This window comes from Virgibacillus flavescens (genome assembly GCF_050574275.1).
Classification (GTDB): Bacteria; Bacillota; Bacilli; order Bacillales; family Amphibacillaceae; genus Virgibacillus_F; species Virgibacillus_F flavescens.
Genome location: NZ_CP192260.1, coordinates 1,243,758 through 1,258,512 on the forward strand (window position 1 = coordinate 1,243,758; position 14,755 = coordinate 1,258,512).

General features: G+C 34.1%; 9 protein-coding genes and 1 pseudogene. 6 read left to right on the forward strand and 4 right to left on the reverse strand.

Annotation, left to right across the window (positions count from 1 at the left end):
• Positions 1-31 precede the first annotated feature (31 nt).
• The 3 genes from VBD025_RS06115 to tagD all read right to left on the reverse strand — a co-directional run bounded on the left by VBD025_RS06115 (position 32) and on the right by tagD (position 1,858).
• Positions 32-205, reverse strand: a complete 174-nt coding sequence (locus VBD025_RS06115) for a hypothetical protein (RefSeq protein ID WP_430790306.1) — start codon at positions 203-205, stop codon at positions 32-34.
• 77 nt (positions 206-282) lie between these two features.
• Positions 283-1,467 carry a CDP-glycerol glycerophosphotransferase family protein gene (locus tag VBD025_RS06120; RefSeq protein ID WP_430790308.1) on the reverse strand — a complete coding sequence of 395 codons (1,185 nt, stop codon included), beginning with the start codon at positions 1,465-1,467 and terminating at the stop codon, positions 283-285.
• The gene (gene tagD / locus VBD025_RS06125; RefSeq protein ID WP_430790310.1) at positions 1,460-1,858 is read right to left on the reverse strand and encodes a glycerol-3-phosphate cytidylyltransferase; all 399 of its coding nucleotides are present in this window, start codon (positions 1,856-1,858) and stop codon (positions 1,460-1,462) included. Before tagD ends, VBD025_RS06120 begins: the two co-directional genes overlap by 8 nt.
• Before the next feature lie 296 nt (positions 1,859-2,154).
• Between tagD and VBD025_RS06130 the strand changes: the two genes are divergently transcribed.
• A complete protein-coding gene (locus VBD025_RS06130) occupies positions 2,155-3,357 on the forward strand; it encodes an O-antigen ligase family protein (RefSeq protein ID WP_430790312.1) in 1,203 nt (400 codons plus the stop codon).
• 45 nt (positions 3,358-3,402) lie between these two features.
• Here the strand turns inward: VBD025_RS06130 and VBD025_RS06135 are convergent, their stop codons facing one another.
• A complete protein-coding gene (locus tag VBD025_RS06135; RefSeq protein ID WP_430790314.1) occupies positions 3,403-6,051 on the reverse strand; it encodes an SH3 domain-containing protein in 2,649 nt (882 codons plus the stop codon).
• Positions 6,052-6,311: 260 nt separating this feature from the next.
• Between VBD025_RS06135 and VBD025_RS06140 the strand changes: the two genes are divergently transcribed.
• The 5 genes and pseudogenes from VBD025_RS06140 to tagH all read left to right on the forward strand — a co-directional run bounded on the left by VBD025_RS06140 (position 6,312) and on the right by tagH (position 14,716).
• The gene (locus VBD025_RS06140) at positions 6,312-9,650 is read left to right on the forward strand and encodes a CDP-glycerol glycerophosphotransferase family protein (protein WP_430790316.1); all 3,339 of its coding nucleotides are present in this window, start codon (positions 6,312-6,314) and stop codon (positions 9,648-9,650) included.
• Between the two features lie 10 nt (positions 9,651-9,660).
• Positions 9,661-11,202, forward strand: coding sequence for a glycosyltransferase family 2 protein (locus tag VBD025_RS06145; RefSeq protein WP_430790318.1), 1,542 nt, complete (start codon positions 9,661-9,663; stop codon positions 11,200-11,202).
• Between the two features lie 50 nt (positions 11,203-11,252).
• A pseudogene (locus VBD025_RS06150) lies at positions 11,253-12,437 on the forward strand (CDP-glycerol glycerophosphotransferase family protein); the annotation flags it as partial.
• A 132-nt stretch (positions 12,438-12,569) separates the two neighbouring features.
• A complete protein-coding gene (locus VBD025_RS06155) occupies positions 12,570-13,394 on the forward strand; it encodes an ABC transporter permease (protein ID WP_430790320.1) in 825 nt (274 codons plus the stop codon).
• 14 nt (positions 13,395-13,408) lie between these two features.
• Positions 13,409-14,716, forward strand: a complete 1,308-nt coding sequence (gene tagH, locus VBD025_RS06160; protein ID WP_430790322.1) for a teichoic acids export ABC transporter ATP-binding subunit TagH — start codon at positions 13,409-13,411, stop codon at positions 14,714-14,716.
• Positions 14,717-14,755 lie beyond the last annotated feature (39 nt).

Here is a 14,755-nt window from a genome sequence, read left to right on the forward strand (position 1 = left end):
TCGCTCGTAATTAGAGCGAAGGATTTTTTAATTAGAAGCCAGGACCTTCCCGAGCATCGCACATCTTACCAATTTCCTCTTGGGTTAACTTCGTGTCCCGGTCATAACCAGGCTCAGGTGTAATAATCATAGTTGTTAATCCAATTACAGCAAGCGTATATACAAACAGGGCAATCCCCATTATCGTGAGTTTTACTTTATTCATGGTTCTCCTCCAGTAATGTCTTTTATATATTAAATTAGCACAAACATATACGTGAGGACAAGGAATTGCGGTAAGTGCTATTGCTGATCGACAGCTCTAAGCTGTTCTTCTTCTCTATACAGGCTAGCAATTAACCTTTCACTTGCATTTCCTTGTGAATATTGATTCCATTGCTGGGCAAAACTACGTACATCTTTCATTTCAAATTTGTAGTCTGATAATACACCAATTATTTCGTCCGTATTTCGAACAACTGGTCCGGGTACTAGATTTTCATAGTTTTCCCAAAATCCACTAGCTTTCTCATACTCTTCCTGATCGTAAGCAAAAAATATCATAGGGCGTTCAAGCAATGAAAATTCGAATGGAATAGAAGAATAATCCGAAATTAGAATATCAGTAACAACTAATAACTCGTTCAGATCGGACATACCGGATACATCGTACACAAAGTTAGAATTAGAACTATTAAACTGACCCTTAATTGCTGGGTGGAGTTTTAGAAATAATACATACTCATCAGACAAATGCGATTCTAAAGTCTGGATATCTAGTGCAATTTTTGCATGATCAAGCTGATCATCACGATAAGTTGGAGCATATAGAATTACTTTTTTTCGATTTAGTACTGGAAATTTAAGTTTTAGCTGCAGTTCAACTTCACGCATTTTAATAGTATCATAGAAAAAATCCGTTCGAGGTACACCTGTACGTAAAATTGCATTATTAGAAAGTCCGAAGCTTTCTCTGAAGATAGCAGCCATTTTCTCAGATCCGACTACTACATGAGTGAACCGCTGGTATACGCTGTTAAAACGTTCATTTGCCCGTGAAGACCGATCATTAATAGAAGGGTCTTTTAATCCGAACTGTTTAACTGCACCAGCAGCGTGCCATAGTTGGATGCACTGTACATTTGATTTAAAATTTGTAACCGCTAAGAATCCAAAGTAATTGTCAACGAATACCTTGTCTGCTGTGGCTAGATGATAGATTGATTGAAGCCAGCTCATTAAATGTGGAAACTCAAATTTTAATTCCTTACCAATAGAAATTTGTCCAAAATCTATTTTGCATTGGGAGTTAGTTAAAATTACAACCTGATCATCCGTATGTTTTTCAAGCTCTTTAAGCGTAAACAAAATATTATCCCCAAACGAAGCAACAAAAACTGTTTTCTTCTTCTGGGGAAATAAATTAAATACGGTAAAGAGTATTTGAAAAACAAATAGGTACATGGTTATTACAAGTTCTCTAACCATTGGTTCTCTTATTTAAGTCTTTTTTAATTTGAGTGGTTGAAATTCCAACTGTACGTGGTAAATAAACAACTTCGCAGTAATCCTTTAAAAAATCGAATTTACCTTTCCAGTCATCTCCCATTACAAATACATCAACATCATTGTTTTGGACATCTTCTATTTTTTGTTCCCAATTATCTTCAGGAATAACTTTATCAACATATCGTATTGCCTCTAAAATTGCTTTACGCTGTTCAAAGCTATAATAAGCTTTCTTATCTTTAAGTTCGTTAAATTCATCAGAAGAGATTGCCACAATTAAATAATCGCCAAATTCTTTTGCGCGACGTAAGATATTTATATGACCTGTATGAAGTAAATCAAATGTTCCGTATGTGATTACTGTTTTCATATAAAAGACCTCCAGAAGTTACTTACTAATTATAGTATACTTTATTATGGTTACAAGACTTTGACAAACTCTTTGCAATTACGTTATATCAACATATAACTCTATTATACAGGAGATAGAAAGTAATAGAAACATGCAATATTTTCTTACAAAATGTAAAATTGTGCTATTAATTACATAGAAAATGAAAAAATTGCCTGTTTATACTTCCTAATATTTGTTATTATTTTATCATTGATAAAAATGTGTTTAACTAACTCAATATACAGTTGAACGAACATCTAAGGGGTTAATTTATGAATCATATAGAAGAAAAGAACCATTTTTTTAATTTTCTTACCGGAGTATTTTTTATACTTTTACTTTTTAATGTATTCACAGTAACAGATTTTCCCATACGCGATATTGCATTTACTACAATGGAATGGACTCGATACCTGGCATTTATAATTATATTCTATGTTGTAATTAAACAAGAGTGGAGTAAAAATTTAAAACCATTTTATTCAGGTTTTACAGTGTTCACTGGAATGTACATTATCATCCATATAGTACATCAAAATACAGGAGATAACAGTGCTCTCATCCTTATTTTATTAAATATACTTTATGTATTTGCATTGGCACATTTACGATGGAAAGATAAACAATTTGTTATTTTTGCATTTATTAGTGTTCTATTTATTAGTGTTTTATTCATCCATTGGCTATATGCAGGAGCACCAATGTTAAAGTTCTATAGTCTAATTAGAAACCCTAACATCACAGGTGTTTTCTTCTCCTGTTTATTGTTTTTTCCTATAGTTGCTTTTACATACGTACGCAAATGGGGAAGAGTAATCTTAGCGATAGGTATAATAATGGCAAGTATATTAGTTTATGTTACTTCTGCAAGGGCAGCAATGTTACTGATTATAACAGTTATATTGTCTAGGCTGATATTGCTATACTCTTCAAAGATTTTCTCTTGGTTATTTTATGGAGTCATTATATATAATGGGTTATTTGTATTGGTTTATGGATTACTTGCACGAAGCTCTTATTTCAAAGAACTTAATAAGTGGTCTATAGAAAATTTTGGGAAGAATTTCTTTTCTGGTCGGCAACATGTATGGGGACCGGCGATCGATTATGGAAAAGATGCCCTATTATTGGGTCATAAAATTGGGATCGTACCAAAAGACTTCATAGAAGGGACGGTGTACGTTCACTCTCATAATCAATTTTTACAAATTTTTCTGGAAAGTGGACTTGTTGGATTACTTTCATTTCTGTTACTTCTATTTGGAATTTGGAGAGTCTATCAGAAAGGTATAGATTCACCAACTGTACAATGGTCAGCTTGTTTCTTCCTTGGAATAATGATCTATCAAAGTGTTGAGATATCATTATTTTTTAACATGTCCTCAATTGGTTTGCTGCATTGGTTTATTATTTCAATCGGTATGAGCGGAGTGCTTTCTTATAAACGTAAAAATGGTAGTTTTAGTAATTTATAAAGATAGTAAAAACCCTATGCTGAAACCAGCATAGGGTTTTTACGTTTACTTAATGATCTTTACGTATTCTGTTCCGTTCTCTCCGCCACTTACCCAGCGTTTTTCACCTTTAAAGTAGACTTGATACCAGACATCATCTTCTGCAGATGTTGTTATGATTTTGTTATTAGCGTCTAAAACTACTGTTAATAAATCTCCTTCATTAACTACACCAATGTGAGCTTTTGAAGTAGTAGGTTCCGGACGTATTTTTAAATCATAACCACTTAAGGTATCTTCAAGAAGGTTCAGTATTTCAATATAATCGCCATGAGCCCAGCCTGTGGTTCCATTGTATTTAACTTTATACCATGTACCATCAGTTGCTAATAGTTCTATTTTGGAACCAGATGGTATCTCTCCGGTTTTAGAACCATTTGGAACTTCTCTCATATTAAGCGTGACATTACCTGTATCCGTAACACCGTACACGCCGCTCGGGAATGCTTTTGCATCTCCAGGCTGTGTTGGTTCTGGGTCAGGTTCTGGCTCAGGATCTGGATCCGGCGTTCCATAATTATAAGGATTACCTGATGATGCCGGTTGGTTGTTATATACCGGAACATCAAAAATAAGAATGTAATCTTCTATATAACTATAGATTTCACTAATATTACGAGTTTGAGAAGTTGCCCATGCTACGTCAGTGGCATATTGTGGATGCCCTGGACTGATAGGATTCCATCTCATTTTGTATAGCGTGTTTTGCCCATCGTTAACATAATTTCTAGCTATATACTCTGCGCCACCAATTATTGCATCTTGAGGTGTAAACCAGCCATGATTGAATGCATACTTTGCACCACCATTAATTGGATCACTATCTATAGCGCCATAACCATACATGTTATACACAGTATGTACTGCTTGAGAAGGGCTTACCACGTTACCATATTTATTAACAGGTATCCCTGAAGCTAAGGTGGACTTTCCGTTACCAGTTTCATGTAACGCATGTGACATTAAATAAATTTCATTAATGTTATACTTTCTTCCTGCATCAATAAAGGCTTGTGCCATTCCTGACAAAGTTCCTTTATTTGTAAGAACTTTAGAGTTAATTTCAGCTGCATTTACTCCAGCAGGAGCAGATAAGTTTAAAAATTGAAAGTACTGAGACGAATTTTCATCAAAGTTAGAAGGATTCACATAATAACTAACTTGTGATTTTGAAGCATCGATAAATCCTCCACTTTTCCATACTTGGGGAGAACGAGTCATTTGAGTATCCACTACATTTGGAAATTGATAGTTATAATGCGTATAGTCGATAACTACATTGTCTGTGCTTACATCTTTTCGATAGATGTATCCTGTAGTTGCCTTGCCATTCACATAAACTCTTGCACTATACCAATTTGGAGAAAAAGTTTCAAATTTTAAAATTTGATTCTTAGGATAATCCTTTAATACAGAAGAGCTCTTAGATGCTTTAGAATAAATATTAGTTGGACTTGCACTAGAAAGACCTTTTATTGTTTTGTTAGCATCATAGACTTCTTCTGTATGACTTACATGGATATAACCTGTTGTGGGTTTTCCGTCTATATATACTTTTGCTTCATACCAGTCACTGGTAAAGGTATTATAAGACAGGATTGTTCCACTTGCATAAGATTTTAAAGCGTTTGAACCTGTTGATGCCTGAGCGTAAACTGTAGTTGGATTAGTTAATCCAATCCCTCTTAAATTTGTTTGGTCTTTAACAGCGTTTTCCACATGAGAATGATGAATATATCCTGTTCTCCAATCTCCATCGGCGTAAACTGTTGCTTGGTACCAATTTTCTGAAAAGGAACTATAAACAAGAATACTTCCTGCACCATATGATTTCCATGCACGAGAACTTGTAGAAGCTTCTTTGTAAACATGTGTTTGAGCGTTCAATGCAATACCTTTATAACTGGTATCTGCTTGTGCATCTGCTTCAACATGTGACTTCTTTATGTATCCAGTTCTCTTTTTCCCATTGACATATACAGTAGCTTGATACCATTCAGATGAAAATGTCTGGTAGTATAAGCTTGACCCAATAGGATAAGATTTAAGATTGCTAGATTTAGTAGTAGCGTCAGTGTAAACAACAGTTGGGTCTTTCAAGCCTACTCCATTCAGCCTGATTTGATCCTTCGCTGCGTTTTCGACATGGGATTTATGGATGTAACCAGTTCTCCAATCCCCATTTGCATAAACGGTAGCTTGATACCAGTCTGTTGAAAATGTCTGGTACACTAAGATGGTTCCTTGCATGTAAGACTTAAGACTGGCTGATTGTGTCGACGCTTCAGAATAAACATGAGTAGAATCATTTAATGCTACTCCATTTAAGTTTACAGGAGAATCTGTAGCGGTTTCTACATCAGAACTATGGATGTATCCAGTTTTCCATCCGCCATTTGCGTAAACTGTTGCACTATACCAGGATGAATTATGCGATTCGTAGACAAGGATTGTACCTTGCTGGTAATCCTTTAGCACATTTGAATCTCTTGAAGTGCTCGCATAAACATTGGTAGGACTTTTTAAAGCCACACCATGAACTCTGGAATCGGCGTGTACAGTAGAAATGGTAGCATAACTAATGCACCCGATTAGTAACAAGAACATTAAAACAAAACTAATCAATGAAAAGCTTCGTTGTTGTATATTAATCAAAAAATAAATACCTCCTTATAAGTGATAGTGTATAAATCTAAAAATAATCTTTTAGATTTATAGTCTATATCGCCAAAAATGGATAAAAGTTAAGCCCGTTTTTGAAAAATAGGCCAATATATGTAGATTTTTGTATAATTCTTTCAAATAAAGCTTTATATAGGAGGGGTTTTGTAAGGTCGAATAAATTTTTTACTAAAGGATAAATTAATTATATAATTGTAAGCAGATTAGAATATGGACAACGAGGAGAGTTTAGAATGCTGATTAGTAAAATACTAAGTAAAAGAAAAAAACTGGGAAGCACCCAGAAAAAACAACTTAAGATAGAAAACAGCAGAAATCAAATTAGTATTAAAGGGCAATTGAATCAGCAAATTACAACTTCAGAACTTTGGTTAATAGATAAGGAATCTAAAGAAGGTATTCTAATTAATAGTATAAAACCTGCAAGTAATTTCATTTATAAAGTCGATTTAGAAGAAATAGCTCGAGAATTGGAAACTCGCTATGATATAGAGGAAAAATCCTTAAGCTGGTATATCAAAGTCAAAAAACCACTATCTTTATTCTCTGAAAAAAATATCGAGAAAAATAAAATGACAATTAATTTTACATCCGCTGAGGACGGGACAGAGTATGGCGAATATCTCATGCAACTGGGTCGATTTTCTGAAACATATATTGACGGAGTTGAGTATGTATCGAATTCATTCTCAAAGATAACGAACTACATAACAGCTAAAGGAAATGTTTCTTTACTCTTCAATAAAGACCTGAGCTTACCTGCAAATCTGCAACTTGAAAAGTTCAAAGTAAAAGATAGCAATATTAAATTAGAAGGACGTTTGTTTACAAAAAGTTTAAAGATAGTATCAGGTGAAATGCTCTTGGTATCGAGAGATGAGTCCAGCCATAGTGTATCTTTTGGAGTAGACTTTACGTATTTGGAAAATGATACAGCCAGAAAATACGGTTTGAACCGTTATACCTATAAAACTTTAGTGAATCTAAAATCAGTCAATAATGAATTACTATTAACGAATAGTGTATATGATATTTATTTGGACTTGAAGTTAGAGAATAATTATCAAAAAAGAATAAGACTTGGCCGGCCGACGATAAAAACGAAACTTCTCACAAAAGGAACAATGATTGCTAATGATTCAACAGGTCAGGTGGTCTACCCGTATTACACATTTAAAAGTTCAAACCTCTCCCTTGAAATAACTAATTTCCCAAAGGAAAATTACACGTACTTAAAGAAGAAAATGAGAGGGGCTTGGTTGTTAAAATTATTAAATGTGAAGCGAGATATCTGGTTAGTCGGAGAACGCTCCTATAAGGCGCAGGATACAGGGTATTACTTTTTTAAGTATATGAGAGAAACACATCCGAAAAAAGAGGTTTACTATGTAATAGATAAAGATTCACCAGAGAAACGAAATGTAGATCCATTAGGAAATGTAATAACGTTTGGATCAAAAGAACATATTTTGTTAAGTATTCTATCAAAAAAGGTCATTTCTTCTCATCACCCTGATTACCTGTATCCAATAAGGACGAAGCGGTTTAAGAGAATAGTAACTGCTAAAAAGATATTTTTGCAGCATGGCGTGATGGGGACAAAAAACATGATTGCGAACTATGGAAAGATAACTTCGGATTTTGAGACTGATCTATTTCTTGTCAGTTCCGAATATGAAAAAGAAATCATTGTGCAAGACTTTGATTATTATGCAGACGAGGTTTTAATTACGGGGTTGTCGCGATTTGATTCTTTAATGACAAATGATGTTCAAAAAAAGAGACAGATTTTAGTTATCCCTACCTGGAGAGATTGGTTGGTTTCTCCTGATCAATTTTATGGCAGCGAATACTATGAACGATTCACAAGTTTAATGAATAATAAACGGTTTCTTGATCTCGCTGAGAACAATGGATTTAAAATCGTATTTTGTTTACATCCAAATATGCAGCAGTTTACAAACTTGTTTAGTCATCCTGTCATAAAAGTAGTTAAGCAGGGAGAAATTGATGTTCAACAGCTTATAAAGGAATCTTCTTTAATGATAACTGATTATTCAAGCGTAGCTTTTGATTTTAGTTTCCTCGCGAAACCGATAATCTACTACCAGTTTGACCGCAATCGATTCATAGGAAAGCGGCCATCTCATTTAGATCTGCATGAAGATCTGCCGGGTGATATTGTAATAGAAGAACAAAGTCTTATCGATAGTTTGGAAAAATATATCAGCAATAACCTAACAGTGGAAGATGAATATGTAAAAAGGTCCAGGAAATTTCTTAAATATAAAGATTTACAATCAAATGCAAGAATTTATGACGCAATTATCGATCAAAGTAATTACAGCGTAAAACCGCTTAATAAAATTGTGAATCACTATATAACTAGAGGCGTATTTAACCGTTTTAGAAGAAGCTCGTATTACTTCCCACTTATGAAAAATATGTATAAGTTGATGAAAATTATCATTAAACCTGATCAAAAAGTAATTCTGTTAGAGAGTGGTTTAGGCAAACAATATGCGGATAGTCCAAAATATATATATGAAAAACTTATCGAAATGTATCCGAATGAGTATAAATTTATATGGGCGTATAATAACAAAAATATCCGCTTTAACTATAACCACACGACACGGGTTAAACGTCTAAGTCCGTCTTATTACTATTATTTATGTAAGGCAGGAATTTGGATAAATAATCAAAACTTCCCAACTTATATTAAAAAGCCGGATAAAACTCAATTCCTTCAAACCTGGCATGGAACCCCTTTAAAAAGAATGCTCCATGATATTGAAGAAATTCAGGGGAGAAGTGAGGATTACTTAGACAGGGTGTCTGGAGCAATTAAAAATTGGGATTATTTAATTTCGCCTAGTGACTATGCAACAAAATCGTTTCGCAGTGCTTTTAACTATAAGAAAGAGATCTGGGAAGTAGGATATCCACGAAATGATTTATTTTATGCTAGTGATAGAGAAGAACAAGTGCGTAATATTCGCGGCAAACTTTCTATCCCAAGTAATAAAAAGATCATCCTGTATACTCCGACATTTCGTGATAACCAGAAAAACGGAAACAATTTTTCTTTCGAACTTAATATGGATTTAGAAAAGATGCAGGAAGAATTGGGAGAGGAATATATACTGCTTTTACGAATGCATGTAGTAGTGAGTAATAAGTTAAAGGTTGCTGACTCGCTTAAGAATTTCGTTTATGATGTCTCGACTTATCCGGAAGCACAGGAACTGCTTTTAATAGCTGATATTTTAATTACCGACTATTCGTCCGTTATGTTTGATTTTTGTAACACGAAACGACCAGTGTTGTTTTACACATACGATTTAGAGGAATACAGAGATAAATTGCGAGGGTTTTATTTTGATTTCGTAGAGAAAGCCCCAGGACCTTTCCTGTATAATACCAATCAACTCATAGAGTCAGTAAAGCAAATTGAATCCATTAAAGAAAAGTATCAAGAAAAATATGATGAATTTTACAAACGTTTTTGCTATTTAGAAGACGGAAAAGCTGCAGAAAGAGTAGTAAAAAATATCACATCAAGAGGATAGAGGGATTAGTATGAGTATCGAATTAGTCACGAAGGCTCAAAAATTATTGAATGATAAAAATACGAAGATAGTAAATGCACCTTCCTCCATAAAGAATAAACTATTTGCAAAGAAAAAGAAGGTTACGGTAATAACTGCTGCCTACAATTGTAAGGAATTCATCCAGCGATGTATGGATTCCGTTGTAGAACAAAGCTTAGGTAAAGAGCAAATTGAATTTATCATTGTAGATGATTGTTCAACCGATGGAACACAGGAATTACTGAAAGCAAATGCTAAAGAACATGCTTGCATAAGCCTTGTGTTGTTACCTGAGAATAGCGGAACTGCCGCTATGCCTAGAAATTTAGGAATTGAATTAGCCACAACAGAAAAAGTGATGTTTCTTGATTCCGATGATTGGCTGGCTAAAGAGGCATTAGAAATATTATCGGAAACAATGGATAAAAATAACGATGATTTTGTGGTGGGTAAAACGATTAAAGTGGAAGACAAAGGGGAGAGTATTCTGGCGGAATTCGTCTCCTATAAGGAACGCTTGCATCAGTCGCCAACACAAATACCCTATTTGTTTTATCATATGGGTCCACCATCAAAGCTGATGAAGACTAGTATAATCAAAGAAAATACTATTCGATTTCCCGAGATGAAATTTGGAGAAGATAAACAGTTTTTAATCGATGTTCTGCTATACAGTACTTACGTTTCTACGCTCACAGAACCAATTTGTTATGTGAATAGGTTATCGAATAATAATCAATCTCTAACTAGGTCTACAGAAGTAATAGAAAAGAGAAGGGCTGATCTGGAAGTATTTAAATCATTATTAAACAGAGATTTGCCCCTCGAATTTGAAAAAATAGTAATGAAACGACTGGTAGAATATGATTTGATAAAAAGCTGTGACAGCATGGTATTTCTTAATAGCAAGGAAAAAGATGAATTCATAGCAATTATTAAAGAGGCTTTAGCGTTACTGGCGACACGACCATATAATATTATTGAATCGTTTGACTCTCCACGCTACCAGGCAGCAGCAAGAATGGTTGAGAATAATGATTTCAAAAAATTCATTAGTTTGTTCAACTGGATGAAATTCGAGAAAAATAAACATGTTTTAATTGATAACAATAATGCTTACGATGACGTCAATGTGTTTGAAGAGGATGATCCAGATAGGTATATTCCGATTCCGTTATTTATAAGAGCTGTAAACTCATTTGTAGATAATGATGAGTATGTTCAGGTTGTTGAAGTGTATGGAGAAAAGTTGTCGACTATTAAAAACGTTGTTATCAGGGATAGAGATAACACGGATAATGAAATAGAAGTACCAATAGTAATAGAGAATAATAGTGGGGAATTTCGTGTGAAATATAAAGAACTGGATAAGCTAAACAACGCTTTCTTTACAGTATTCATCCGTTACGATGGTTATCGATTGGCAAATATAAAGCGAATATTAAATAACCAAATAACCTACAGCGACAGAAAGTTTATGTTTTACACAACGAAAGCTGGGAACATCGGTTTTTCATTGAAGGACAACTAGTGCGACCGCAATGCTGATTCTTTAAAGAGGTGAGTAGATCTTTGGGTATAAAGAAATTAATAAATAGTATGAAACAAAGCAAATGGACGATAAGATGTCTTAAGCTGATTTTTAATATATTTAAATTACTGCCACGCAAATCAAATTTAATTGTATTTGAAAGTTTCCTTGGTAAACAATATAGCGATAGTCCGCGAGCTATTTATGAATACTTAGTTGAACATAATGCTGACTATGATATGTACTGGAGTGCAGACAAAAAAAACTTAATCTACTTTGAGGGGTTGGAAGTGAAAAGCGTTAAGCGACTTTCGCTAAAATGGATGTATTTAATGGCGCGCTCGAGATACTGGGTAACGAACAGCAGACTGCCGCTATGGATTCCTAAACCTGCCCATACCGACTATATTCAAACTTGGCATGGCACACCTTTGAAGCGTTTGGCAGCTGATATGGGCGAAGTTCATATGCCTAGAACCACGACACAAGAATATAAACAAAACTTTCTTGAAGAAGCTGGGAAATGGGACTACCTTATATCTCCCAACCAATATTCCACCGAAATTTTTAAACGTGCGTTTCAATATAAAGGTACAATCATCGAATCAGGTTATCCAAGAAATGATTTTTTACTGAATGCAAATAATAAACCAACCATCAATCAAATTAAAAAAGATATAGATATTCCAGAAGATAAAAAGGTAATCTTATATGCTCCAACATGGAGAGATAATCAATTTTATACAAGAGGCCAGTATAAATTTAAACTGGAATTAGATTTGAAACGGTTAAAAGAAGAACTTGAGGATGATTATATTGTCGTGCTTCGTCTTCATTATCTTATTGCTGAAAATCTAAATCTAGCTGGTTTTGAAAACTTTGCATATGATCTATCTGCACATGCGGATATTAGAGAGCTTTATTTAATTGCCGATCTTCTGATAACGGATTATTCGTCTGTATTCTTTGACTATGCAAATTTAAGGAGACCAATGTTATTCTTTGCATATGATTTAGAGGACTATCGAGATAGCTTAAGAGGTTTCTACTTTGATTTTGAAAATAATGCTCCAGGTCCTTTGCTCAGAACGACAGAAGAAGTTATATCCTCGATTAACTACTTTAATGATAATGGATTTGTACCTACAGAGACTACAGAAGCATTCTATCAAAAATATTGCTACTTAGAGGACGGTAATGCCAGTAAACGAGTAGCAGAGGCTGTATTTAAATAAAATGGAGCTTTTGGCTTAGACCGTGACATGGTTTGAGCCTTATTTTTATTGTCTTTTAGAAGTGTAGCTTGTATAATTTACTAATATATAAATTTATGTAATATCATTATATGGATTTGAAAGGACACGTTTATGAAAGCTGCAATAACTGTAATTAAAGAACAAGTGAAGAATTTCTATTTAATAAAAAGACTTTCAGCATATGAAATAAAAAGTCAAAATCGGAATAACTACCTGGGTATGGCCTGGGAGGTTATTAATCCGAGTATACAGATCCTTATTTATTGGTTTGTTTTTGGTACATTAAGAAAGAGAAATGAAATCGATGTTGCTCCAAATGACGAGGTTTCCTTTATACTTTGGTTGTTAGCAGGATTCATTTTATGGATATTCTTTTACCAGGCAACCATTCAAAGTTCCAAATCAATATACTCCAGGCTGCGAATGCTGTCTAAAATGAATTTTCCGATGAGTATTATACCTAATTACATTATTTTTTCGAAGTTTTACATTCACGTATTTATGCTAGTCATTATCATGATCATATTCCAGTTATCAGGTGAATTTGTAAATATATATTATTTACAGCTTATCTATTTTATTTTTGCTACATTCTGTTTAACTTTTGCAATTTCATTAGTAACATCAACACTTTCAACGATTATTCGAGATGTTCATATGTTACTTAATTCCACGTTAAGGATGGGGCTTTATTTGTCCGGCGTCTTATGGCCACTTTCCTTCCTTTCGGAACATGAAGTTATTATGAACATCATGAAATTGAATCCACTGTACTACTTAATAGAAGGATATCGTGCTGCGTTGTTTGGAACGGATTGGTTTTTTATAACACATTGGCACTATACATTGGTATTCTGGGGATTAGTGATCGTTCTGTTTATATTTGGTTCAGCACTGCATGTTAAATTTAGAAGACACTTTATTGATTACTTATAAGGGCTTGTGATGAAATGGAAAAATCAATAGTTGCTAAAAATATTACAAAAAAATATAAATTATATAACGGAACCAAAGAACGCTTATTTGACCTTATTACGCCAAGAAGTTATGGGAAAGACTTCTATGCTTTGCGAGGTGTAAGTTTAGAAGCGGAAAAAGGGGATGTCATCGGTTTTATTGGTATAAATGGATCCGGTAAATCAACGCTTTCCAATATTATAGCAGGGATAGTTCCGCAATCTTCCGGGGACGTTGAGACAAATGGTCAAGTTTCACTTATTGCTGTCGCCTCAGGACTTAAAGGCGACCTGACAGGGAGAGATAATATTGAGTTAAAGTGCCTGATGCTAGGTTTTAATAAAAAAGAAATTCAGGACTTAGAATCAGAAATTATTGATTTCTCAGAACTGGGTGATTTTATTGATCAACCAGTTAAGTCCTATTCCAGCGGTATGAAGTCGAGACTTGGCTTTGCTATTTCTGTTAATATTGATCCAGATATTTTAATAATTGATGAAGCTCTTTCTGTTGGAGACAAAGCTTTTGCAGAAAAGAGTCTCAATAAAATGAGAGAGTTTAAGGAACAAGGGAAGACGATGATTTTTGTCAGTCATTCAATTGGTCAAATGAAAAAGTTTTGCGAGAAAATAGTATGGCTTGAATTCGGTAAAGTGAAAGAATATGGGGATGTCGAAGAAGTTATACCGAAATATGAAGCTTTTTTGGACACTTGGCAAAAATTGTCAAAAAAAGAACGCGACATGTATAGAAATGCTTCTTTGAATAATGATGGAGCAGCATTAAAAAAATTTTTGAATACAGAAAGCAATTCTAAAATCGAAAGTTTCCAGGAAAAGCCGATCAGCCGTCTTGGACATATAAAAGGTGGCGAATCTTTTATTTATTCAGAGGCAGACGTTAATTCTAATAAAATCCCCTCCAATAAATACAAGAACAGTGTTTACTATATAAAAAAAGAAGCAACTAAAAAAAATGAAAAATTTTATTTATTAAGTGAAAGCCCGAGTGCCTTAGTTGGGATAGTTGGCTGGATGAAAGAATCAGATATATCCAGCCTCCCGCATGTTGCAGTAGACGAAGATAATAAAACGTTTTATATTGCAGGTAAAGGTGCTGGCTTTACCCATCCTTGGGGTGGAAAGAAGAACGCAGTATATAAGGATCTGGAAGAACTTAGCAATAGTAAATTCAATGTAAACAAGACACATCTGATAGGTAATAATATCTGGTATTTTGGTGAGTTGCAGGGTAACCAAATTTGGATCCACGAGAAATTTTTAAATGATGAGATGAAGTAAGCAGGACCGATAGAGAAGATTAATATACAGTAAATCTGA